The 24865-nt window shown below is 28.0% G+C and carries 26 protein-coding genes and 1 pseudogene; 8 read left to right on the top strand and 19 right to left on the bottom strand.

Translation table 11 applies throughout. The features are described 5' to 3' along the window. Positions 1–52: 52 nt before the first annotated feature. The 15 genes and pseudogenes from AVBRAN12640_RS08385 to AVBRAN12640_RS08315 form a co-directional block, all read right to left on the bottom strand. Positions 53–1060: a hypothetical protein gene (locus AVBRAN12640_RS08385; RefSeq protein ID WP_336608955.1), complete on the bottom strand. Its 1008-nt coding sequence runs from the start codon at positions 1058–1060 to the stop codon at positions 53–55. A gap of 329 nt (positions 1061–1389) precedes the next feature. Further along, entirely contained in the window at positions 1390–2310 is a 921-nt protein-coding gene (locus AVBRAN12640_RS08380; RefSeq protein WP_214118587.1) for a hypothetical protein, read from the bottom strand. A 31-nt stretch (positions 2311–2341) separates the two neighbouring features. Beyond that, positions 2342–2539 (bottom strand): hypothetical protein, encoded by a 198-nt coding sequence (locus AVBRAN12640_RS08375; RefSeq protein WP_214118589.1) that lies wholly within the window; start codon positions 2537–2539, stop codon positions 2342–2344. Positions 2540–2911: 372 nt separating this feature from the next. Then, positions 2912–3103, bottom strand: coding sequence for a hypothetical protein (locus AVBRAN12640_RS08370; RefSeq protein WP_214118591.1), 192 nt, complete (start codon positions 3101–3103; stop codon positions 2912–2914). Further along, entirely contained in the window at positions 3100–4926 is a 1827-nt protein-coding gene (gene rpoD / locus AVBRAN12640_RS08365; RefSeq protein ID WP_214118593.1) for an RNA polymerase sigma factor RpoD, read from the bottom strand. The genes AVBRAN12640_RS08370 and rpoD overlap by 4 nt, the downstream gene beginning before the upstream one ends. A 64-nt stretch (positions 4927–4990) precedes the next feature. Beyond that, a complete protein-coding gene (locus AVBRAN12640_RS08360) occupies positions 4991–5617 on the bottom strand; it encodes a uracil-DNA glycosylase (RefSeq protein WP_336608956.1) in 627 nt (208 codons plus the stop codon). Continuing rightward, on the bottom strand, positions 5598–6119 hold the full coding sequence (locus tag AVBRAN12640_RS08355) for a ribonuclease HII (protein WP_214120593.1): 522 nt from the start codon (positions 6117–6119) through the stop codon (positions 5598–5600). The genes AVBRAN12640_RS08360 and AVBRAN12640_RS08355 overlap by 20 nt, the downstream gene beginning before the upstream one ends. Continuing rightward, entirely contained in the window at positions 6106–7158 is a 1053-nt protein-coding gene (locus tag AVBRAN12640_RS08350) for a hypothetical protein (RefSeq protein WP_214118599.1), read from the bottom strand. The genes AVBRAN12640_RS08355 and AVBRAN12640_RS08350 overlap by 14 nt, the downstream gene beginning before the upstream one ends. After that, positions 7155–8714: a phosphoenolpyruvate carboxykinase (ATP) gene (gene pckA, locus AVBRAN12640_RS08345; RefSeq protein ID WP_214118600.1), complete on the bottom strand. Its 1560-nt coding sequence runs from the start codon at positions 8712–8714 to the stop codon at positions 7155–7157. The genes AVBRAN12640_RS08350 and pckA overlap by 4 nt, the downstream gene beginning before the upstream one ends. Before the next feature lie 32 nt (positions 8715–8746). After that, positions 8747–10069: pseudogene (locus tag AVBRAN12640_RS08340) on the bottom strand (sodium-dependent transporter); the annotation flags it as partial. 395 nt (positions 10070–10464) lie between these two features. Next, complete coding sequence (locus tag AVBRAN12640_RS08335) at positions 10465–11217, bottom strand: UDP-N-acetylmuramate dehydrogenase (RefSeq protein WP_239803022.1); 753 nt, start codon at positions 11215–11217, stop codon at positions 10465–10467. Further along, positions 11207–11476: a hypothetical protein gene (locus tag AVBRAN12640_RS08330; RefSeq protein ID WP_214120447.1), complete on the bottom strand. Its 270-nt coding sequence runs from the start codon at positions 11474–11476 to the stop codon at positions 11207–11209. Before AVBRAN12640_RS08330 ends, AVBRAN12640_RS08335 begins: the two co-directional genes overlap by 11 nt. Then, positions 11476–12681: a phosphopyruvate hydratase gene (gene eno / locus AVBRAN12640_RS08325; RefSeq protein ID WP_214118607.1), complete on the bottom strand. Its 1206-nt coding sequence runs from the start codon at positions 12679–12681 to the stop codon at positions 11476–11478. Before eno ends, AVBRAN12640_RS08330 begins: the two co-directional genes overlap by 1 nt. Continuing rightward, on the bottom strand, positions 12659–13714 hold the full coding sequence (gene recA / locus AVBRAN12640_RS08320; protein WP_214118609.1) for a recombinase RecA: 1056 nt from the start codon (positions 13712–13714) through the stop codon (positions 12659–12661). The genes eno and recA overlap by 23 nt, the downstream gene beginning before the upstream one ends. 13 nt (positions 13715–13727) lie before the next feature. Continuing rightward, positions 13728–14897, bottom strand: a complete 1170-nt coding sequence (locus tag AVBRAN12640_RS08315) for an MFS transporter (RefSeq protein WP_214118611.1) — start codon at positions 14895–14897, stop codon at positions 13728–13730. Between the two features lie 63 nt (positions 14898–14960). On the opposite strand from AVBRAN12640_RS08315, the gene thyX reads away from it, so the two are divergent. Genes thyX through AVBRAN12640_RS08300 form a run of 3 tightly spaced genes read left to right on the top strand, consistent with a single transcriptional unit; the run spans position 14961 to position 16952 of the window. Beyond that, on the top strand, positions 14961–15584 hold the full coding sequence (thyX, locus tag AVBRAN12640_RS08310) for an FAD-dependent thymidylate synthase (protein ID WP_214150214.1): 624 nt from the start codon (positions 14961–14963) through the stop codon (positions 15582–15584). Beyond that, the gene (locus AVBRAN12640_RS08305) at positions 15571–16437 is read left to right on the top strand and encodes a menaquinone biosynthesis family protein (protein WP_336608957.1); all 867 of its coding nucleotides are present in this window, start codon (positions 15571–15573) and stop codon (positions 16435–16437) included. Before thyX ends, AVBRAN12640_RS08305 begins: the two co-directional genes overlap by 14 nt. Then, a complete protein-coding gene (locus AVBRAN12640_RS08300; RefSeq protein WP_336608958.1) occupies positions 16434–16952 on the top strand; it encodes a cysteine hydrolase family protein in 519 nt (172 codons plus the stop codon). The genes AVBRAN12640_RS08305 and AVBRAN12640_RS08300 overlap by 4 nt, the downstream gene beginning before the upstream one ends. 51 nt (positions 16953–17003) lie before the next feature. Here AVBRAN12640_RS08300 and AVBRAN12640_RS08295 read toward each other — a convergent pair whose 3' ends face one another. From AVBRAN12640_RS08295 to AVBRAN12640_RS08285, 3 genes are all read right to left on the bottom strand, one after another. Continuing rightward, complete coding sequence (locus AVBRAN12640_RS08295; protein ID WP_336608959.1) at positions 17004–18050, bottom strand: hypothetical protein; 1047 nt, start codon at positions 18048–18050, stop codon at positions 17004–17006. Positions 18051–18147: 97 nt separating this feature from the next. After that, positions 18148–19299 (bottom strand): hypothetical protein, encoded by a 1152-nt coding sequence (locus AVBRAN12640_RS08290; protein WP_336608960.1) that lies wholly within the window; start codon positions 19297–19299, stop codon positions 18148–18150. A 7-nt stretch (positions 19300–19306) separates the two neighbouring features. Beyond that, on the bottom strand, positions 19307–20398 hold the full coding sequence (locus AVBRAN12640_RS08285) for an amidohydrolase (RefSeq protein ID WP_336608961.1): 1092 nt from the start codon (positions 20396–20398) through the stop codon (positions 19307–19309). A 100-nt stretch (positions 20399–20498) separates the two neighbouring features. On the opposite strand from AVBRAN12640_RS08285, the gene AVBRAN12640_RS08280 reads away from it, so the two are divergent. After that, on the top strand, positions 20499–21161 hold the full coding sequence (locus tag AVBRAN12640_RS08280; RefSeq protein ID WP_239803031.1) for a hypothetical protein: 663 nt from the start codon (positions 20499–20501) through the stop codon (positions 21159–21161). Then, the gene (locus AVBRAN12640_RS08275) at positions 21158–21622 is read left to right on the top strand and encodes a YjiG family protein (RefSeq protein WP_214118626.1); all 465 of its coding nucleotides are present in this window, start codon (positions 21158–21160) and stop codon (positions 21620–21622) included. Before AVBRAN12640_RS08280 ends, AVBRAN12640_RS08275 begins: the two co-directional genes overlap by 4 nt. Positions 21623–21653: 31 nt before the next feature. Here the strand turns inward: AVBRAN12640_RS08275 and AVBRAN12640_RS08270 are convergent, their stop codons facing one another. Next, positions 21654–21956: a c-type cytochrome gene (locus tag AVBRAN12640_RS08270; RefSeq protein ID WP_336608962.1), complete on the bottom strand. Its 303-nt coding sequence runs from the start codon at positions 21954–21956 to the stop codon at positions 21654–21656. A 163-nt stretch (positions 21957–22119) separates the two neighbouring features. Between AVBRAN12640_RS08270 and AVBRAN12640_RS08265 the strand changes: the two genes are divergently transcribed. From AVBRAN12640_RS08265 to AVBRAN12640_RS08255, 3 genes are all read left to right on the top strand, one after another. Further along, the gene (locus AVBRAN12640_RS08265) at positions 22120–22794 is read left to right on the top strand and encodes a response regulator transcription factor (protein ID WP_239803033.1); all 675 of its coding nucleotides are present in this window, start codon (positions 22120–22122) and stop codon (positions 22792–22794) included. Beyond that, entirely contained in the window at positions 22784–23776 is a 993-nt protein-coding gene (locus AVBRAN12640_RS08260; RefSeq protein WP_336608963.1) for a sensor histidine kinase, read from the top strand. The genes AVBRAN12640_RS08265 and AVBRAN12640_RS08260 overlap by 11 nt, the downstream gene beginning before the upstream one ends. A 63-nt stretch (positions 23777–23839) precedes the next feature. Continuing rightward, on the top strand, positions 23840–24865 hold a 1026-nt coding region (locus AVBRAN12640_RS08255), incomplete at its 3' end, for a cache domain-containing protein (RefSeq protein WP_336608964.1).

Below are 24865 nucleotides of genomic sequence, written 5' to 3'. Positions count from 1 at the left end.
TGTTTATTACCCTAAACTAGCCCATTTTATTACAAAGAATTTAAATTAAAAATTAAGCTTTTATATCAAGTAATTTTGTTTCACTAAGAGTTATTGCAAAATTTCCACTAAAATTTACAAAATCATCTAATTTATTTTCACTTGCTAGGCTTTCTACTTTATCAGGACTTATATTTAGTTTATCACTTATAATCTGTTTTAATTTAAATTCGCTCTCATAAGGTGCAGGGTCAATTCCTAGTTGAATTAATACATCTTTATCACTTTGGTCTAACTTATCAACTCCAAGCTTTTTAATCTTGGCTATTACTTCAGTTAATTTTTCTTCAGCTTTTTCGGCAAGCTGCCTAGAATGCTTGGTAAGTCCATTTATTAAATCATCAAGGCTAATTGCAGGAGCATTAGAACCACTTTCGCTCATAAAATCTTCAAAATATCCCTTTTCACCTACATCCATAAACTCACCAAATGTAATAATACCATCAAGATTTTTATCATCTTTTATAGCATCATTGATAGAATTTGAAATATCTGAATAATAACCATCATTTTTTGGTAAAAAATCACTTTTCTTATAAGTTTTTGTAATAGAATTTGAAACTATATATTTTTCTTTGGTTTTTTCATCGCTTATGAGAACTGCATCTTCATCAAATCCACTTAATGTATTCCTTGCTTCTTTGTGAGTTAATTCTCCGTTATTGTCAATATCTGATTCAAGAAATTTTTGTTTATATGCAATATCACTAAACCATCCAGCGACATAAGAAGCTGCATCTTTATCTAAAATAATTCCTTTATTAGTTTTAATGAAATTATCTTCATCAAAAAAATCTTTTAATTTTTCAATACTAGCTTCATTTAATTTCACTCCAATGTTTTCATTACCAAATTTAAAATAAGTATTATAATCTTGTGCTCTATTTGTTTTAACGCTAAAAGAATTGCTCTTTATACTAGCATTTATACTTGCTAGTTCTTGTGTGCTTAACTCTTTTTTAGCAATATTATCTTGCCACATAATTGGAGTGTTAGAAGTATTGTTAATATAGTGTTTCATAAATAATCCTTAATGTTTATTACTTTAATTAAATATTTAAAAACATAACAGCAATAAAGTCTGCCGTTAAATCAATAATTCATACACATATACTTGCGATATTTATAGCTATAACCACAATTAATTGGTCTTTAATATCTCTTAGAATACTTACAAAAAAGCTATCTTAAAATACCAAAACTTATGATACGAACTAGTATTTTTGTGAAATTAAATATATTAAAATTGATTTGAATTATTATAATTTGATTTTATTTAATACTATTACTATTTTATTTAATATCTTGATAAATTGTAACTTTTAGTAACATTAAATTAAAAAAAATATTTTAAACCTTAATGTTAATTAATTTTATATTATTTAATTCTTCTAAAAAGTCTTTAGTAAAATCTATAAAATCATCTAATTTATTATTTTTAACCAATTCATTTATTTTATCTTCACCTATTATATTTATTAGATTAATTTCTATATTTAAAGAATTTAAGATTTTTTTCTCATCTTCACTAAGCTTACTATAATCATCATTATTTATTTTTATAAGAGCATTAGCTAAATCGCTTTGTCTTTTAATGTCTTCTTGAGTTGCTTTAGTAATACTTTGTTGCAATTTATTTTTATCAATATTATTCATAATTATTTCTACTACATAATTAATCCCAGCTACTCCGTTTTTCTCCAGACCTGTTATTGCTAAATCATAATTTTTATCATCTTGAATATAATAATTCATCATATTACTAATACTTGTATAGTTTTGCAATTCTCCTAAAAGCTCCAGACAATCTATATCAGTTTTACTAATATTAGTAAAAACATTGCTATTTGGAAATTGAAGTTTTATATCTAACATTTCAGTTTTATTTAAAACACCATTTTTATTAATATCTGCATTTAAATAGTTTTGCTTAAAAGCAACATAATTAAACCAAGAACCAACATAAGAAGCAGCGTCTTTTTGCAAAATCAATTTATCATCAAAATATTTAAAATTATCTTCATTAAAAAATTCTTGTAATTTTTCACGATTTTTATTGCTTAAATCAAATCCTATTGTTTTTTGATTAAAAGAAAAATAAGTATTATAAAAATCATTTTTATTAGTTTTATACTCGGTATTATATATGCTTTTTACATCAGTAGCCTTTACTTGCTCTGCTTGATTAAAAACAACTTGGTTTAAAGCTCTAATATCTTTACACACAACATTCAAAATAGGCTTAGTAATATTAGTATTTGATAATCTCATATTAATCCTTTTAGGTAAGACAATTGCTTACCTAAAATAACCTATTCCAATTATCCCTAATAGTCATACCTTGCATAGCACAAGTATATAACGTTGCACACTTAAATTTAAAGGTATTATTTGTTGGAGGATAACCATAATAAGACATATCTCCAAATCTATTATAAGAATATGCACTAGCACTCGTAATAAAACCTAAAGCCAAAATAGCTAAAACTGCTTTTTTCATTGAAATTCTCCTTTTATTAGTGATTTGAATTATTATAATTAAATTTTAATTAATACTATTATTATTTTATTTAATATTTTGATATATTGTAACTTTTAGTAACATTAAATTAAGTAAATTAAAAATATTTAATTTTTAACCCCTAGCAATGCTAGAAATGTTTTAGAATATATCTTATAGCTATGTTAAATTGATTGTTAATATTAAAATCAGCACCGAAAATTCTTTCATAACCTAGATTTAATCTCAAATCGTTATTTAGCTTATAATCTTAACTAATATTAAAATAAAATTGATTGTTTTTTTGCTTTATAAATTCTACCGCTATAAAAAAGGCTTTTTAATAATAATTTTTAAAAAGCCTTTTGAAATTCAAATCTCTTTGCCTAATTTAAAGCCAAGTTCTTCTAAGCATTTGCTAAGATAATCTTTATCATCGCAATCAATGATAATTGTTTTTAAATCATCACTAAAAGTAATATTATTAAACTCATCTTCTAAATTATCTTTAATTTTTTTAACACAATGAGAGCAATTTACATTAAATATTTCATATTTTTTCACGAACTTGCTCCTTTTAATTGTTTTCCGTATTTAGGGAATTTAAGTTTTTTAATAGCTGTGCTTTCTATTTGTCTTACACGCTCACGAGTGATTTTTAACTCACTTCCTATCTCTTCAAGAGTTCTATCACTCTCATCATCAGTTAGTCCAAAACGAAGTTTAATAACGGTTTTTTCCCTTTCATTAAGTTGCTCTAAAACTCCATTTATTTGCTCTTTTAAATCTTCTTTTAAAATATGCTCAAGCGGACTAATGCTACTTCTATCTTCTACGCTATCACCAAATCTTCCATCATCATCACTTCCAACAGGTGCGTCAAGACTTACAGGTTCTTTTGCTATTTTCATAACTTGTTTAACCTTATCTTCACTCATACCGATTTCTTTAGCAATTTCATCAATTGTAGGCTCTTTTCCACATTCTTGCACACGCTTTTTACTAAATTTATTAATCTTATTAATCGTATCAATCATATGGATTGGAATTCTAATTGTCCTTGCTTGATCAGCTACCGCACGGCTAATTGCTTGTCTAATCCACCAAGTAGCATAGGTTGAGAATTTATATCCACGCTTATATTCAAACTTATCAACCGCTTTCATAAGACCGATATTTCCTTCTTGAATAAGGTCAAGAAATGCTAAACCACGATTGGTATAGCGTTTAGCAATACTTACAACTAATCTTAAGTTTGACCTAGCCATCTTACCTTTTGCAGTATCGCTAATATTTTTACCACGCTTGATTTGCTCTAAAATCTCTTTTAATCTTTCTTTATCCATATCAAAGCAATTTTCACTAGCTTCTTTTGTCTGGAATAGCTTTTTAATCTCCATATAAGTGCTAACCATAGTATTTTCTAAAGCTAATTCTGTGATTTCTTCTTTACTTAAATTAGTAATATTATCTAAGATTTTTTTATGTCTTTCTTTTAATTCATCGCTAAACATAGGCAAACGATATTCTAAGCGTTTTAATTCTTTATCAAAATCTACATCACTTTTTAAAACCGTTTCCATAGATTTTACGATTTCATTAATTAGTTTAGAAGTTGGCCCTAAAGCTAATAATTTTTCTTTTAAAATATTCTTTTTGAAAGCAATATTTATATGATTTTGCAATTCATCTTTGCTAAGTTGCTCTTTGTGTGAGCTTTTTAACCATTCTTTTTTTGCCTTTTCTAAAGCTTTAAAGCTTTCAATTACTTTAATTGCTCTTTTATCTTCTTTTAAAGATTTTACAGGCTTTCTTTCTTCATCGCTATCATCTAATTCATCTTCTTCTAAATCTTCTTCATTTTCATCTTCATCATTATCAAAATTCTTAAACAATTCTTTCACACGACGCTCGCGATTAATTAAAGCATCTTTATAGTCTAATATAAAATCAATTAGATAAGGAACACTACAAAAAGCGTCAATTATAATATCTTCGCCAAGTTCAATTCTTTTGCTTATTTCAACTTCTTCTTCTTTGCTAAGCAAATCAATCTGACCCATCTCTCTTAAATACATTCTAACAGGGCTTTCACTTCTACTAATTTCGCTTAAATCATAATCTTTGCTTAAATCGCCTTCTAATTCATTTTCTCTTAATAATTCTCTTTGTTTTGCTCTTTCTTTTGCTTCTTTTAGATTTCTCATTTTAGCAATTTCTGCCGAGCTTAGAAGATTTACATTATATTCTTTTACTAAATTCTTAATAGTCTTTATATTTGCTGCTGTTGGAGCTTTTTTAAATAACTTAACTATCATCTCATAAGTTAAATAATCATCTGTATTGTCCTTAAACAAAACCTCTAATTCTTTATCTAAATCTGCCATTTTTGCTCCTTTTTGAAAAAACTTACATTATACAAAAGATTAATAAATTAAGCATTATTAAAAACTATTCTAACCAATTAATTAGGCTTTTATTTTTTGATTTTAAGTATTCATTACATTTTAAAAAATGTTGATTGTTAAAAAATTTACCCCTTGCAAGTGGGCTTGGATGAGCCGAGCTTAATATTAAATGCCTTTTAGTATTAATATATTTTGCATAATTATTTGCAAAACTCCCCCACAACATAAAGACTAAATTATCATAATCATTACTAATCCTTTGTATAACATAAAGGAAAAAATCTTCCCATAAATGCTTGTGAGAATTAGGTTTGCTCTTTTGCACGCTTAAACTTGCATTTAATAATGCCACGCCTTGTCTTGCTAAATAGCTCAAATCACTTTGTAAAAATACAGCTTCATTTGGATAATCATTTAAGATTTCTTTAAAAATATTTCTTAAACTAGGTGGAATTTTAATACTAGATGAAAACGCTAAACCATCAGCACTTCCATCGTGATATGGGTCTTGTCCTATAATCACTACTTTTGGAATTTCACATAATTTAAAGGCTTTAAATAAATCCTTTTTTTGTGGATAAATTATATTATTTTCATATTCGTAATCTAAAGCCTTTAAAAGCTCTTTACCATTAGCAGTAGCTAAATAATCATCTACTATATTTAGCACAAAAGCTCCTTCTATGTAATAAACTTAAGCCGTGAATTTTAATAGCTTCTATGTGAGTTTTGGTTCCATAGCCTTTATGAGATTTAAAATCATATAAATTATCATCTAAATTAGCCATAAAATTATCCCTACTAACCTTAGCTAAAATACTAGCAGCCATAACGCAAGGTTCTATCTCATCAGCATTTATTAGAGTTTTTATACCCATTCCATAATCAGTATTACCATCAAATAATAATTCATCTTTTTCAAAATGCTCTATAATTTCTCCTAAAGCTTTTTGATAAGCCGCTCTAATTCCATTTAAATCTATATATTCATTATCAACAAAAACTACTAAATAATCAGAGTTTTGCTTAATTATCTCATACAAATTCTCACGCTTTTTTGCACTTAGTTTTTTACTATCATTTAATTCGTTTATATTTATTTTTAGCTTACAAGCTGCAAGCACTAATGGACCCGCAAACGCTCCACGCCCAGCTTCGTCAATCCCAATCATTTAATTCCTTTGAAATTAGCCAAGTATTTAAAGTAAGTCCTATAAATCTAATTTCATCATTAACGAAATTAAATTGCTCGTTTAATGATAAAACTAAGATATTTTTAAGACCTAATTCTTTGGCTTTTTTGCTTAATTTTTTGCTTTTTAGTTTTATAAAATCTTTATTAGTAAAAGCTTCGCATAGTATTCCTAAACTAGCCGAACTAATAATAAAATTTATATCATCATCATAAAAAATCTCATCATAAACCATCAAAAGTTCATTAGCTATTAAATTCTCATAAGTTTTAGAAAAATCCTTTTTAAAACTAAGTGAGTTTTTCATTGAAAAATCATAAAAATAAGGCTTTTTTAGATTTTTTTTAATATGCTTTACCCAATGCAATAAAAATCTATCTTCTAAAGAATAAACGCATTTAAAAAAATCATTTTTTGCTATTTTTTTATGTTTTAAAAACTCACTAAAAAGACTTAAAATACTTGTTTGAACGCCTATTTTTAAAGCTAATTCTTTAAGAGTGATTATTTCGTTTTCGCTTAAATGCTGTTTTAAAATAGCTTGAGTATTTAAAGCAGCGTTAAGTGGGTCTAAATCCACATTGGCAGGATTTTGCCCTAATAATAAATAATTTGATAAATGCTCGCTAGGGCTATAATTTTTCTTTGAAAATGAAATAAATTCTTCATAATCTAAAAAATTAAGCCTTATTTTAATAAAGTCTTTATAAGAATAATTTTTATTAGAGCTTAATATATAACAACGCTCTAAATTTCCTAATTCAAATTCTAAAAAAGGCTCATTTATTATTAAATTTTTGATTTTATTTTTTTCTATGAAGCTTTTAAAATCAGCATTTATAAATCTTAAATCACTCATATTAATATAAGTAAATTCATCTAAATTATAAAATGCTAAAGATTTTTTACCACTAGAAATTGCCCCATAAATTAGGGCGAATCGTGGTAAGGTATCTAGTTTTCTTGGTTTTAAACCATCTTTGTTTATTTTAAATTGTAAAAAACTATCTAGGCTCATAGCTTAGGACTTGCGTCTAAAAACTCATTAGCCTTATCGCCGTATCTTTTGAAATTCTCTATAAACATTTTTGCTAATTTATCTCTTGTAGCTATGAAATCAGCTTCATTTTCCCAAGTTTTAATAGGATTTAATAATCTTTCATCAACCCCATCTAAGCTCTTTGGCACTGCTAAATTAAATACATCATAATTGTAATATTCACAATTTTGAATAGAGCCGTCTAAAATAGCGTTAATGCAAGACCTAGTTGCTTTTATACTCATTCTTTTACCAACGCCATAACTTCCACCGCTCCAACCGGTATTTACTAAATATACATTTACATTGTGTTTTTTAATCTTTTCGCCCAATAATTTCGCATAAACACTAGGACTAAGCGGCATAAATGGTTCGCCAAAACAAGCAGAAAATGTAGCAACAGGCTCTTTTATACCACGCTCAGTTCCCGCAACTTTTGCAGTATATCCACTTAAAAAATAATACATTGCTTGAGTGTTGTTTAGTTTTGATACAGGAGGTAAAACACCAAAAGCATCAGCACATAAGAAAATTATATTAGATGGATGACCTGCTTTTAAGCTTGGTTCGTGATTTTCAATATGCTCTATTGGATAGCTTACACGAGTGTTTTCTGTCTTACTAGCATCACAAAAATCAACTTCTTTAGTGCAAGTTATAACTACATTTTCAAGTAAAGCATTTCTCTTAATCGCTGCGTAAATTTCAGGCTCACTATTTGGGTCAAGATTAATACATTTTGCATAACAACCACCTTCGTAGTTAAACACACCATTATCATCCCAACCATGCTCATCATCACCTATTAAAGCACGATTTGCGTCTGTGCTAAGAGTAGTTTTACCTGTGCCACTAAGACCAAAGAATAAGCAAACATCTCCATCTTTACCAACATTCGCACTACAATGCATACTCATCTTACCTTGTAAAGGCAGCCAGTAATTCATCATAGAAAACACACCTTTTTTCATCTCGCCACCATACCAAGTGCCAAGAATTAATCCTATGTTATTTTCTATATCAAATCCTACGAATACATCGCTATTTAAATCTTGATATTTATACATTTCATTTTTTAATTTGCACGCATTTATGATTACAAAATCAGGTTTGAAGTCTTTAAGTTCTTCATCACTTGGGCGAATAAACATATTTTTAACAAAATGTGCTTGCCACGCAATTTCTGTTATAAATCTTATTTTTTTTCTACTATCAAGGCTAGCTCCACAAAATACATCCATAACATAAAGCTTTTTGCCATTTAAATATTCTTTTGCTCTTCTTAAATTATCATCAAAAATATCTTTAGTGCAAGCTCTATTTACATTGCCCCACGCTATATTTTCACTTGATGGATGAGAATTTACAAAATACTTATCCTTAGGGCTTCTACCCGTAAAAATACCTGTATCAACTGCAAATGTGTCATTTTGACAAACTTCACCTTCACGGCACTCTAACTCGTGAGCTCTTAACTCATCATAACTTAAATTGTAAAAAATCTTCTCCGGCTTTATGCCTAAATCTTCTAACATTTTTAACTCCTGTAAATAAAAATTGCCTAATTCTACTTTAAAAAACTTCCTAAGGGGTAAAAATTATTAATTAATATCAAAATTATTATAATTGGTGTTACAAATCTTAAAAAAATAAAATAAAACTTAGTTAAATTTTTGCCAAATATAGGTAAAAAGATTTTAAAGAATGAATATCTTTTCATTAAAAATCCAGCATAAATACTAGAAAACAACACTCCTAAAGGAAGCATTATATTACTTGTGAAAAAATCTAAAGCATCAAAAGTATTAAAGCTAAGCTTATTAGCCATTCCAAGAAGAGCTAAAATACCTATTATATAAACAAAAATTCCAATAATAATCAAAGCTTTTTTTCTACTCATTTTATTTTCAAGATAAAAAGTAAATGGCTCAATCATAGAAACAGCACTCGTAATTCCTGCAAAAAATAAAGCTATAAAAAAGCTAAATGATAAAATTTCGCCTAAAAAACCAAATTTTGAAAATAAAGTAGCAAGGCTAACAAATACAAGTCCTGCTCCACTCTCATTAGGATTTGCTCCGAATTTAAATACAAAAGTAAAAACAATAAGTCCCATCATAAGACCTATTAAAAGATTTATAAACACTACAAATAAACTTGATTTTAAAATATTAGTTTTTTCATCTAAACTAGCAGCATAAGTGCTAATACAACCTATCCCAAGACATAAAGTAAAAAGACTAAGTCCTAAAGCATCAAGCAAAGAATTAAGCCCTAATTTAGAAAAGTCAGGTTTAAATAAAAACTCACACGCATCTAAAAATCCATCTTGAGTAAAGCTAAAACCTAGCATTAATAAAAGTATTACAAATAATGCAGGCATTAAAATCACATTTAATTTCTCAATCCCATTAATTATCCCGCGACTAACTATATAAATAGTCATAAAAAAGCAAATGCTAAAGCAAATTATGCTAATAAATAAATTCTCGCTTATTGCATTATTAAAAAGCGTTCCTGCTTCATCTAAGGTATTAGGTAAAGAAAAACTTAAAAATATATAGTGAAATACTAAAGATAAAACCACTAAATAAAACGATAATACAAGTATGCCAGTAAGCATAAAAACTCCACCTATTTTGCATAATTTTGGCTTAAATCTAGCAAGGGTAAAATAACTTGTAGCTAAATCACTTTTAGTAATTTTTCCTAATGCAATTTCTGCTAAAAATAAAGATAAACCTAAGGTTAAACATAAGAATAAATAAAGTAAAACAAAGGCAGAACCACCATTAGTCCCAACCATTGTAGGAAATTTCCACGCATTTCCAAGTCCAACAGCACCACCCGCAAGAGCTAAAACAAAACCTACTTTAGAAAAAGTGCTCCTAGCTGAGCCAAAGTAAACTCCTCATAATAATCTCCTTTTTTAAAAAAATAAGCCAAAATAATAACCTAAAAGATAGCAAAATGCAAGGAAATTAAAAATTATTTGTATATTTTTAATAAAAATATTAATTTTAATGATATTTTAGGGTTAATTGCCTAAAACAATAAGATAAAATCTTTAAATAATTTCAAAACTAAGCAAAATAAAATAAGCCGTAAATGTCAATAAACCTACTAAAATCAATACAAATATGATAATTTTGAAAATATTCAAAACAAATTCCTTAGAATATAAATAATTTATTAAATTTTTAAATTGATAATGATTATAATACCCCCCCCCATTAACAAAAGTAAATAAATTAAAAATTTTTTGAAATATTTTTATATTGGAATTTAATTTAAAATAAGAACTTCAGGTTCTAAAAGTATATTAAATTGCTTCAAAACCTCATCTTGTGCTAGTTTTATCAAATACAATGCGTCTTCAAAACTAGCTTTATTAAAATTTATTAAGAAATTTGCGTGCATTTCGCTAATCTTTGCACCGCCTTTTACCTTGCCTTTAAGCCCTGCTTTATCAATCAATGCTCCTGCGCTAAAGCCTTGTGGGTTTTTAAAAATACTACCAAAACTAGCACCTTTTGGCTGATTTTCTCGCATTTTGCTAAATTGCTCTACTAATTCAAGGCTAAAACCTTTGTTTAATCTAAGCCTAATAGCATAAATTGTGCCTTTTATATCACTATTTCTATAAGTAAAATTTGGCTTAATCCATTCATTATCAACATTTACTTCTAAAATATAATTTTTTATTTCAAATTCTTTCATTCCTGCATTCATTTTAGTAATGCCGCCCATTTGTCCTGGTAGGTGTGATAAGAATTCTAAACCTGTTAGATTGTTTTTCTTACAATAATTAAATAATTTATATGAGCTAGTTCTAGCCCCTATTTCTAAATAATCATTATATTCTTTAATATATTCGTATTTTTTGCCTAAAATTGCAAGATTTTTAGGCTGATTGATTAGCAAATTACTAGCATTTCCAATGACTAAATAATCGTGTTTAATCATCTCATCAATTACTTTTACTTCACAATTTGCGCCGATTTTTACGCTTGAGTATTTTGAAAAATCAATTATCATAATCGCCTTGAATGCTTAGCAATTCAAAATAATCTTTTTGCAATTGTGCATTGGTTTTATTAAGCTCGTATATTTGATTTTTTAGCTTTTCTATCCTTGTATCTAGCATCATAGTTGTCTCTATTGATGATTTAGAAAACAATATCGCAAAAAGCCCAAAAAATAAAATAAATACATAAAGGGCAATTTCTAAAATGCCCTTTGTAAAAATCTTTAAATTAGACTTTTTATAATTATGATTGTCTAATAATTCTTGCATTAAAATCCTGCTTCAATTTCAAGCAATCTATTATATTTAGCTGTTCTTTCTCCCCTTGCAGGAGCACCTGTTTTAATATACTTGCAAACTAATGAAAAATCAGCTATGAAATTATCTTCACTCTCCCCACTTCTATGGCTCATTATAGTATTGTAGCCATTTGCGTGAGCTAGTTTAATAGCGTCTATTGTTTGAGAGATTGAGCCGATTTGATTAGGCTTGATTAAAATCGCATTTGCCATACCTTCATCAATGCCTTTTTGTAATAATTTAACATTAGTTACAAATAAATCATCTCCTACTAATTGTGTTCTTGAGCCGATTTTTTTAGTTAAATTAACCCAGCCTTCATAATCTTGCTCTGCAAGTGCATCTTCTATGCTTAAAATAGGATATTTTAATAATTTTTCATACTCATTAATCATCTCATCGCTGCTTAGCTTTTTGCCCTCATAATCATATTTTCCATCACTATAAAGCTCACTTGCTGCAACATCTAATGCTAGATTGATTTTGCCACTAAAACCTGCTTTATTAATAGCTTCTAACAATAATTCAATAGCTTCTTCATTGCTTCTTAAATTAGGTGCAAATCCACCTTCATCTCCTAATGCTGTGCTTAAGCCTTTTTTCTTTAAAATATCTTTTAAAGTATGATAAGTAATTGCACTTGAGAATAATTTTTCTTTAAAAGTATCAAAACCCGTTGGAAGCAACATAAACTCTTGAATATCTATATTATTATCAGCATGAGCTCCACCATTTAATACATTTAGCATAGGTGTAGGAAGTGCGTTAAACTCTCCACATAAATATCTATATAATGGTAAATTACTAGCATTTGCTCCTGCTTTTGCAACTGCCATTGAAATTCCTAAAACTGCATTAGCACCTAAGCTAGAATAATTACTCGTGCCATCAACTGCTAATAAATGCTCATCAATTTCTCTTTGATTAAATACGCATTTGCCTATAAGTCCAGCTGCAACATGCTTAGCATTATTTACTGCTTTACTTACGCTTTTACCGAAGAAATAGCTCCCACCATCTCTTAATTCTAAAGCTTCATTAATCCCTGTGCTAGCACCACTTGGAACTATTGCTTCGCCACTAATACCATTTTCTAAAACTACTTTAACCTTAACGCTAGGATTACCCCTGCTATCTAGCACTTCAAGTGCATCAATCTTCGCTATTTTCACCAACTTCTCCTTCTAATGTAATATCATCGCCTATACTAGCTTTGATTTTTTCTGCAATTTCATTTGCTATTTCTTTGTTTTCTTTTAAGAAAATTTTAGCATTTTCTCTACCTTGACCTAGTTTATTACCACCATAGCTAAGCCAAGCACCACTTTTATCTACAATATCAAGCTTAATACCATAATCAATTAATTCGCCTTCGTAGCTAATGCCTTCTCCATACATAATATCAAATTCTGCTGTTTTAAATGGAGGTGCAACTTTATTTTTAACTATTTTTGCTTTTGTTCTATTTCCAATAGGCTCTTCGCCTTGTTTTAATGTAGCGGTTTTTCTAATATCAATTCTTACACTTGCATAGAACTTAAGTGCATTTCCACCCGTTGTTGTCTCTGGGCTTCCATAACCTGTTTGACCTATTTTCATACGAATTTGATTTATGAAAATTACCATTGAGTTCATCTTGCTAACTACTGAAGTAAGTTTTCTTAAAGCTTGGCTCATAAGTCTTGCTTGAAGACCTACATGAGTATCTCCCATCTCTCCATCAATTTCAGCCTTAGGAGTAAGTGCAGCAACACTATCTACTACTATAAGCTCTACCGCTCCACTACTTGCTAAGCGTTCTACAATCTCTAATGCTTCTTCTCCGCAACTTGGTTGAGATACTAAAACATCATCAATATTTACGCCTAAATTCTTAGCATACACAGGGTCAAGTGCGTGTTCAGCGTCAATAAAAGCACAAGTATAACCCATCTTTTGAGCTTGAGCTACGATTTGAAGTGTTAGCGTTGTCTTACCACTACTTTCTGGCCCATAAATCTCTACTATTCTTCCTTTAGGAACTCCACCAATTCCAAGTGCAATATCTAGCCCAAGTGAGCCTGTAGAAATTGGCTCAGCCTTTACAATAGGCTTATCTCCAAATCTAACAATAGCACCTTCTCCACAAGCTTTATTAATGCCTTTTAATGCAGCTTCAAGGGCTTTTGCCTTATCTTCAATTACTGCTGTTTCTTTTGCTTTTGCCATACCTTTCCTTTTTTTAATTTCTTAATTTGATTTTTAACCTAAGATTATAAATAAATAAGAATATTGCAATAAACATAGCTATTAAAAATGCGTCTCTTGGATGATGAAGATTGAAAATATGTTCTAATAATTCATCTATTAATGGACTAGAAAATTGTCCGCTAAATGTCGCAATACTAGCTAATGCCATATTTGTAGCTAGGTTTTGTTTTTTACTTCTAGTGCTAATTTGCGAAAACAAAAATGGTAAGCTAAAGCCAACTGCAAGACCATTTAAAATAGCTGCAATTATTCCTATTATTAGCATTAAATTAATTCCTGCGATTTCTATATGTTCGCTAAATCTTATAGCAAAAAGTAAAAAGGCTAAAATATAAATAAATGCTCCTAAGATTTTGATTTTTGTTCTAATTTTTTTAACAACTTTATGTAAATTCATAGAAGCAATTGCACCAAACAAGCCATTAAATCCCATAATTACACCAATAAAACTTGCGCTAATAATTTGCTCTTTTTGATAAATTATTGAAAAATTATTCGTAAAATTAAAAAACAAAACTTGGACTAAAAATAAATTAATATAAATTCCACTAAGATTTTTTATATTTCTTAAATCTATTTTCTTTTTCTTCTCCGCTATTTTTATATTAGGTAAAAAAATCATATTTAAAACAAATAAAACCAAAGCAAAAAGATATATTAAAAAGCTATATTGCCAAGAAATTGACGCTAAAAAGCCAGAAAAACTAACGGTAATAACTGCTCCTAATTGATTACACATTGCACTAAGTCCCATTAGTTTTCCTTGCTCTTCTTTTTTAAATAAAAAGCCAAGTAAAGAAACACTTAATGGCATTAAAAAGCCAGTGCCTAAGCCTAAAATCGCTCTAAACACCAAAACCTGAATTATGTCATCTAAGAAAAACGGAGCAACCCCGCCAACTATAAACAATATAAAACCTATAAAAGCAAGTTGCTTAACGCTTAAATAATTTGCTAATTTTGCAAAAATTAAGCTTGAAAAGATAATAAAAAGTGAAGGTAAAGTAATAATTAATTTAATAAGTAATTCACTATCATTTGAAAAATGCTTAGCAATAAGTCCTAAAGCAGGTGCAACGGCAGCTCCACCTGTAACGGTTGCTAAGGAAATACTTAAAATTGAGATTTTTAGCATATTCATTGAAGTTTCCTTAAGATTTATATAAAAAAACTATAATGAAAAAAATCAAATTAAAGGCAAATAATGAGAATTACACTACTTAATTACACCCCACTAAATATCTGTTCTCACGCTATGAGAACTTGTTGGCAAAGCTTTGATAAAGGCGATAACGGAGGAGAAAAAGATTGCGAACTAATAAATCGTATCGGAAATATTTATAAGCACTCTAGCACGCTTGAACATTTAAATTATAATTTTTATATTCAAGGTATTTCAAGAGCTTGTTTGCAAGAATTAGCAAGACATCGCCACGCAAGTTTATCAGTAAAAAGCACTAGATATACTCTAAAAGAACTAAGAAATGAAAGTGAGTTTAAGGAATTTGATTTTGCTAATGCACAAAAATATATTGTGCTAACTGGAAATCGCTTGGTTGATAATGCTAGTATTTGTGCTTTAGAAAAACTAAGAATTATTTTAAATACCGAAGGAATGACACAAGATATTGCCAAATATGCCTTGCCAGAATGTTATAAAACCGAGCTTACTTGGAGTATAAATGCAAGAGCTTTACAAAATTTCTTAACTCTTAGAACTAGTAAAGCTGCACTTAAAGAGATTAGAGAGCTAGCTTACAATATTTATGAAGCTTTACCCGAAGAGCATAAATTCATTTTTAAAGGTTGCTTAAATGAAGCAAATTAGCCTAGCTCATAGCCCTGATGCTGATGATATTTTTATGTATGCGGCAATTCGCTATGGTTGGATAAGTTCGGAGTTTGATTATACTAGCGTTGCTGATGATATAGAAACACTAAATAAAGCAAGTTTAAATAATATTTATGATGTTTGTGCAATTTCTTTTGCTGTGTATCCTAAAATTCAAAGCGAATATGCCTTGCTAAGATGTGCTACTAGTTTTGGCAATGGCTATGGTCCAAAACTAATCACTCTAAAAGATAAGATTTTAAAACCTAATTTTAAAGTGGCTTTAAGTGGGGAAAATACCACAAATGCTTTAATTTTTAAACTAGCATATCCTAATGCAAGAATTACTTATATGAACTTTTTAGATATAGAAAAAGCTGTTTTAGATGGTAGTGTAGATGCTGGGGTGTTAATACATGAGAGTATTCTTAATTTTAGTGATAAATTAAGAGTTGAGCGTGAGATTTGGGATATTTGGGCGGAGTTTTGCAAGGCTGAATGTGGCGAAGTGCTTACCTTACCACTTGGTGGAATGGCAATACGCCGCTCTTTAATGCTAAGTGATGCAATTAAAATTGAAAATGAGCTAACTCGTGCAGTAAAAGTCGCTACTCAAAATAAAGCTTTATTAAGTCGTATATTGCTTGGCAAAAACGAAGTGAGGGTAAATGAAGATGAGCTTAATAAATATCTAAGTCTTTATGCAAACGATGATAGTATTAGCCTAAAAGATGAGCAAATAAAATCACTTGAAGTATTGTTTAAATTAGGTGAGCGAGTTGGCTTTAGTCCTTGTGATGTAAGGCTTAATCTAATTCCAAGCGAATACGAAAGCTTAAGAAATTCATGAAAAATCTTTTAATAATAGTAGATTTTCAAAATGATTTTGTAACAGGCTCTTTAGGGTTTTTAAAGGCACAGAATTTAGAAAATATCATCTTAGAAAAATATGAAAAATATCTTAAAAATAATGATGAGATAATCTTTACTATTGATACACATAATGATGATTATTTAGACACTATAGAAGGGCAAAATCTACCTATTAAACATTGTATTAAAGGCACAAATGGGATAGAAGTTTATGGAAAATTAAATGAGTTTTCTAAAAATCATTTATGCTTTTATAAAAATACTTTTGGCTCAATTGAACTTGGAAATTATCTAAGCAATAAAAATTATAAAAATATTGAAATAGTTGGACTTGTAAGTAATATTTGTGTCTTATCAAATGCAGTGATTGCAAAATCTGCACTTCCTAATGCAAATATTTTTATAGATAAAGACGCAACCGCTAGTTATGATGAAGACTTGCACCAAAAAGCTTTAGATATTTTAAAAAGTCTTCATATAAATATTATTTAAAAAATACCTAATTCAAATTCTAAAATTGAATTTGAATTAAATCATATTAATTTATGCTAATTTATCTAGCGTTTTATTCTTTAGCAAATCTTTTACTATATCAGCACTATCGTGAGTAAAATCACCTAAAAACTCATCGCTTTTTGCCATTTTCTCATCTATATAAGTCTTATCAACATTTAAAAAATTAGCGTAATGCTCGTTAGCTTTATCACTAGCTTTGTTAAATTGCTCTAAAAGTTGAGGATTTTGCAATGAATTTGGGTCAATGTTTAAGATTTCAAGTTTATCTAAATCAGCCTTACTAAGTGCTTTTACCCCGTTTGTATTAATTGTATTTTTAATCCTTGTTAGGCTTGATAGTGCGTTTGCGATTTCTTGCTTTTTCTTTGCTTCTTCATCATCAACATTAGTGCTTTTTATTTCATTTGATGCTAGATTTACATTTTGAGTGCTTGTATTTTGTGTGTTTAGGTTTTGTGGGTTTTTATTAGCTGCAAATTCTTCGCTCTCACCTAAAGTTATCGTATCATCAAAATCACTATTTGATAATATTGTTTGATTTAATGCTTCATCAATATTTTTAGGCACAGAATCTAAAATCGTAGTATTATCAGCTAAAAAACGCTCAATTTTTTGATAGCTTTGATAATTTTGCGGATTTGTTCCATCTAAACTAAACTTAGCTACTACATTAAGCTCTAATAATTCATCTTTATTTAAAAAATCATTATTGTTTTTATTAGCAGCTACATATCCCCTAGCATAAGCAATGTCACTAAACCAACCACTTATATATTTTTCTGCATTACCATTTAAAATAATACTGCCATCTTCACGCTTATAAAAGTCTTTGCTATCAAAATGGCTTTTTAATTTATCTAAACTCTCATCACTAATACTTGCAGAACTTATGCCATTTTTACTTTCAAAATAGATTTTATTGCCACTATTATTGCCTGTTTTTATATCATCAATTTTATTATTTTTGATATTTTCATCAATTTGTTTTAATTCGCTTTCACTCTTTACTCCACCAAAACTCTCGCCCATTTTATGATAAGTATTATTATAAATATTAGATAAATTAACTTGCATTAAATCTCCTTTTTAAATAATTAATTTTCGTTTAATTTTATTTAATGATACTTAAAAATTTTTGAAAATTATTACAATAATTACTTATATATTTATATTAAATTTCATTCTTTAAACAAAATGAAAATTCTTTAGCAAAAAAGTTTATATTGATATTTCCTTTTTCACAAGGAGTGATTATTTTGCAATTTTGATAACAAGGCAAAATCCCATAAAATTCTAATACTTTAAAATTATCATTACGAACACTAATTTCATTAATGCCTTGTGATTTTAGCTCTTTTGCTAATTCTTTATTTAAATGATAATTTTTAGCAAAATGCTCGTTTTCATCAACAAATCTATATAAAAATGGATTAAATATCACAAATAAAAAGCTAATCACTAAAGAAATTAATACAAAAAATAATATCACATTATGTTTTGCTCTAAATTGTGGTAAATGCACTTTAAAAGAAGTTAAAAAATTAGCAATTATTAAAGGTATAGCAGGTAGTAAAAATGGTAAAAACTCGGCAATTTCTGGCTTTTGTCTAAATGATAATAATAAGCATATTATAAAAGCACTCGCACTTATACAATATAACAAGTCCTTTTTACCCTTAAAACTAATATAATAAATCGTATAGAAAAAATACAAAAATAAAGGCGGAGAAAACACAGCCGACATAATAGCAAGTGAGTCTAAAAAATACCCCCTAGGTCTGCCTGAAAAATCATATCCATAAATTATAAAAGTAGCAAACATTAGTAAAATTGATAAAATTAATAACTTTGATAATCTATTAAAATAAGCATAAAAAATACAAGCAATATATAATGAAATCATAGCTTTATCAATATAAATACAAGCAATCAATACTCCATAAAATATATAAAATTGCCTTTTTATAGCAAGATATACAAGAAGTAATGAAGTAAATATAATAATTCCTGCAGGATTAATTAGTAATGCTGAAGCAAGGCTTCCTGGAGTAAGATTAAAGATAATATTAGATATATAGGCGTTATTTTTAAGGTATTTAATTGATATTTTATATAGCAAAATATTGCTTAAAATATGCAAGATTATATAAGCAAATCTTATATTTTCATTGCCAAAAACACTTAAGGCAAAATTAGCAAAAAGCCCATTAAAACTATTTGAGCTAAGCTCGTTTAATTCATAAGGGCTAATACTTAAAAAGCTGTTTTGCCACAATAAAACGCATAAATCAATTAATAAAATAACGCCTAATTTATAATTCATCTAATTCCTATTTTAAATTCTCAAGCTCAAGCATTAAATTAAGCCACAATTTAACACCATTTTCTAAGGCATTTTTATTTAAACTCATTTCAGGATGATGAAGTCCAGGAGCACAATCAACTCCTAAGCCCATAAATGCTGATGGAATGCCTAATTTAATAGGATAGAAGAAAAAGTCTTCCCCACCAGGTGTAAATTGCTCTTTGATTAAATTCTCTTCTCCTAAAGTATTGCTTATAACTTTTTCGCAAATCTTAGCTAAATCTTTGTTAATTACAGCTGCGGGAATATTGATTAAGTATTCAAAACTCACCTTAGCATCATAAGCATTTGCTATATTTGTTATGATTTTTTCAAGTTTTTCTTTCATCTCTTGCATACTATCATTATATTGAGCTCTTAAATCAAATACCAAAATAGCTTCGCTAGGAATTGAATTAGTAACCCCACTATCACATATAAATCTAGTTGCTTTTATACTACTTGGTTTATTTGGGTCTATATAAATTTTTCTCGCAGCATCAATAATGCTAACACCTACATCAATTGCGTTAATTCCTAAATGTGGTCTTGCTCCGTGAGCTGCTTTGCCTTTAATAGTAATTTTTATAGCTGAACTTGCTGCATAATACATTGAAGCTATTGCTTTAGGACTTGGGCATTCTTGAATTGGGCGAATATGCATTCCAAAAATAGAGTTTAAACCTTCACAAGCTCCTAATTCTATCATCTTTAAAGCTCCACTGCCTAATTCTTCAGCAGGTTGGAATATAAATCTTATTTTGTTATTTTTAATGATATTTTGCTTTTTTGCCATTAAAGCTGCACTAAGTAGCATAGACATATGTGCATCATGCCCACAAGTATGCCTTGCACAAGCTTTATCATCAATTATATGACCTAAAGCATCAATATCAGCCCTAAGTCCAATTATCTTGCTACCACTTCCTAACTCCGTATAAAAACCTGTATCTCCTATATTAGTTATACTAAAACCTGCATTTTTAAGAGTAGTTTTTAAATACTCACTCGTTTTAAATTCTTTAAATCCAAGCTCTGGAATTTCGTGTAAATACTCATAATGTTTGATAACTTCCATATTAACTCCTTTAAAAAATATAAATACTAATAACTATTTCTTATTGTTTTCTTAAAAAATATTGTAGAATAAAAACTTTATTTTATTTAAAAGGAGTAGTATGCAAAAAGCTACAGAATTTGAAGTAGGAAAAGTAAAACCTAGTGCTTATCTTGCTTTAATATTTTTAATCTTATTTTTTTCAGGACTTTTAGCAGGACATGATATGCTAAAGGCTTTTGATTTTTCTACTTTAACAGGTGGTTTTGGTAAAATCCCAAAAATCTTAGATGAAGCTAATATAAAAGCTACGACTTTCATAGGAGATGGTGGAAGTGGTGCTAGGGCTGGATTTTTATTTGCATTTAGCTTAATTCCTGCTGTAATGCTTGCACTTGGAGTAATTGAAGTAATGGAGCATTATGGAGCTATTAAGGCTGCTCAAAAATTATTAAATCCTATTTTAAAACCTATTTTAGGAGTTCCTGGATTATGTGGGCTTATATTAATTACTGATTTACAAAGCACAGATGCAGGTGCTGCTATGAGTAAAGAAGCAAGGGATAAAAATTATATAAACGATAAAGATTTAGTAGTAATTTGCGCTTGGCAATATAGTGGGGCTGGTATGATTAATAACTTTTTTGCAATAGGTTCAGCATTATTAGGACATTTAGTATGCTTACCAATAATTCCACTTGTATTAATGCTAATTATGAAATTCGTAGGAGCTATTTTTGTAAGAATAGTTTTAAATACATTTTATAAAAAGGATTTTGAATGAATAATGAGAGCAAAAACCCATTAGATATTTTTATAGTAGGTGCTAAAAAAGGTTTTAATATCGCTTTATATAATCTAATTCCTAATGTTTTAATGGCTTATGTAATAGCTGAAATGTTAAAAATCTTAGGAGTTATGAAATTCTTAGGAGATTATTGTGGCGTTATTATGAATATTTTTGGCTTACCAGGAGAAGCAATTACTATACTTTTATCAGCGTGGCTTAGCACTTCGGCTGGAGTTGGAATTGCTGTTAATTTATATGCAAATGGGGTTATTGATAATATTGGAGTTAGCATAGTTTTACCTGCTATATTTTTAATGGGAGCTCAACTTCAGTATTTAGGAAGATTATTAGCTGTTGCAGGAGTTGCTAAAAAATACTGGATACTACTAATAATAACAAGTATTTTAAATGCTTTTATTTGTATGTTTATGATGAAAATTGTTGTTAGTTTGTAAAAGAGTTCAGGATTGCTCCTGAACTTAAGAATTATTTTAAAGTTACGATATAAGCAGCTAATGCTTTCATATCATCATCGCTAAGATTTTTAACTTGTAATTCCATAGTTTTCTTAGCTTTTCCACCAAATGTTCCAGCTTTATAACCTTGTAAAGCTTCTAAAATTGTTTTTTCATCTAAAGTATTGATGATAATTTCTGCACCTGGAGCTTTTTTCTCAGCTGCTTTACCATGACAGGCAATACATTTTTTAAATAATGTAGCTCCATCGTTAGCCATTGCTGCAGTGCTTAATAAAGATAATGCTGCTAAACTTAATAATACTTTTTTCATTTTGTCTCCTTTTTTTAAAAATGAGTGAAATTGTATTTATTTTTGATAAACAAACCAAAATTAATTTAATATTTAGAATTTATTTAAATTAATAATTATTTTCATATTATTTTTCTTACTTATTTTTTGTAATATTTTCAATATTTTTTAATTAGGATAACTTATGCAAGATTTACCTTTGGTGTATGTTTTAGAAGATGATTTAAGCATTAATAACTTAATAAAATATGCTTTAGAAAGCAGTGGTTTTAAAGTCATTAGTTTAATTAATGCAAAAGAGCTTTTTAGCGAATTAAACAATCAAATTCCACATATTTTAGTGCTTGATATTATGCTACCTTGCGAAGATGGTTTTAGTATCCTAAAAAAAATAAAATCTAATGAAAAAACAAAAGCTATTGAAGTAATTTTACTAAGTGCGTTAAATCAAGAAAACGATAAAGTAAAAGGTCTTGATTTAGGAGCAAGTGATTATATTACTAAGCCTTTTTCTATTTTAGAATTCCTAGCAAGAATTAGAAATATTTTAAGAAGAATTGATTGTAATAATGAAATCATTTTTAAAGATTTAAAAATTAACCTAAAAACTAGAATAGTAAGCATTAATGAAGAAGAAATAAACCTTACTTTAAAAGAATTTGAATTACTTACAAAACTCATTAAAAACCAAAACATTTGCCTTAAAAAAGAAGATTTATTAAAAGAAATTTGGGGAGCAAATATTTCAAGTAGGACTTTAGATATACATATAAATACTTTAAGAAATAAATTAAAAGATTATGCAAAATACATAATAACAATTCGTGGAGTAGGATATAAAATAGCTTATGAGAACTAGGATATTTTTTGCTATATTTTTTGTTTCATTTTTTGTTTTGATACTATTACAAGCAGCGATTTTTAGCGTTTTTGATAATATTTATTTTATAAATCTTGATTTTAAAATAGAAATTTTTAAAACAATATTTTTAGTATTTTTACTAATAACATTACTTAGCTTAACTCTTGCATATTTTATAAGCAAAAGCATAGTAAAACCATTATACGAACTTGACATAAACGAGCTTGATAAATCATTTCAATACAATGAATTAAAGACTTTTTTATCTCAAGTAAAAGAACATAATAAACAATTTAAAAAGATAAGAGCTGAGTTTAGTGCAAATGTTACTCACGAGTTAAAAACTCCACTTACTTCAATAATGTTAAGCTCTGAAATGCTTAAAAATAATCTAGTAAAAAAAGAAGATGAAAAGCAATTCATAGATACAATTTACAATCAATCAAGTGCTTTACTTGAGATGATTGATGAGATTATTAAATTATCATTTTTAGATGAAGTTAATAATTTTGAGATGACAAATGTAAATATAAGCAATGTTTTAAGTCAAATTATTAAAGAATTAGATTTTAAAATCCGTGAAAAAAATATAAAAATACTTATGAATATAGATGAGTTTATATTTTTTTCCAATCAAAAACTAATAAAAACTATGCTTTATAATATAATTGATAATGCGATTAAATATAATATAGATAATGGCAAAATAATTATTAGTTTAAATATAAACAAAAAACACATAGTTTTATCCATAAAAGACACTGGTATAGGCATTAGCAAGGATATTCAAAATAGAATATATGAGAGATTTTTTAGACAAGAAATAAGCAGAAACAAGCAAATAAAAGGCACAGGTTTAGGACTTTCAATAGTAAAAAAGATAGCTAGAATACATAAAATTAAAATAATGTTAAATTCCGAGCTAAATAAAGGGAGTGAATTTTTACTACTATTTAAAAATACAAAACACAAAGATTAAGTTTTAATTAATTCTTAATATCTATAATCTTTCATTTAAGCAATTACTTTTAAAGGAAAATCTATGAAATTAACTAACAAAATACCACTATTAGTAAGCATTCCATTAGTTATTTGTTTTATTCTATTAGGGTTGCTAAATTATAACAGTTCTAAAAATGACGCTGTAAATTATTCTAATTTAGGTAAACAAAAAACACTTGAAGCTACAATGCTCTATGTAGATTCATATTTCTCTGGTAAGATGAATTTTTTAACAAAATTTGCTAAAGCTATTGAAGAAGTTAATATTGATACAGATGAAGATATGATTTTAAGAAGACTAAATTTATTATATTCTCCATCAGGACTTAATGCTTTATATTTTGCTAAGGTTAAAGATGGCAAAACATTCTATAAGGGTAATGAAGAAGCAGCACATATAATTAAGGATTTTGATGCTAGGGAACGTAATTGGTTTAAAGAAGCTTTAGTTGATAAAGTTGTAAATTTAAGTGACGATATTTATTATGATGATAGATTAAAGACAGTTATAGCGACAATTTATGCTCCGGTTATGCAAAATGGAAAAATTATTGGAGTAATTGGCGGAGACTTAACTCTAAAACCATTAAAAGATAGTGTATTAAAACTAAAATACTCAGCTACAAATGCGATATTTGCATTTGATACACACAATCAATTTACTTTACATATAAATCCAAAGTATGAATTAAAACAAAATCCTGTTATAGACACAATTAAACAAGAATTGTCTAAAGCACAAGATTATAACGGGTTTAAAACTATTGAATACAATTTTGAAAACCATGATAAAAATGCAGTTTGTACAACTTATGATAAATTAAATTGGACAATTTGTAGCACTAATGAAAACAAAGATTTTGATGAAAATTTAAATAATTTATTAAAACAAAACCTAACAATGTTTATCATCTCATTGCTAATAATTTCAGCTATTTTATATTTATTAATCAAGCAATCTTTACGCCCACTTGAAATCATTCAAAAAGGCTTAAGAGAAGTATTCGCACTAATAAATCACGAAAGAAAAACAGCAAGTAAGATTGATTTAAATTCTAAAGATGAG

It is taken from the genome of Campylobacter sp. RM12640 (assembly GCF_020137595.1).
Classification (GTDB): domain Bacteria; phylum Campylobacterota; class Campylobacteria; order Campylobacterales; family Campylobacteraceae; genus Campylobacter_E.
This window is presented reverse-complemented; position numbering and strand designations above follow the sequence as displayed.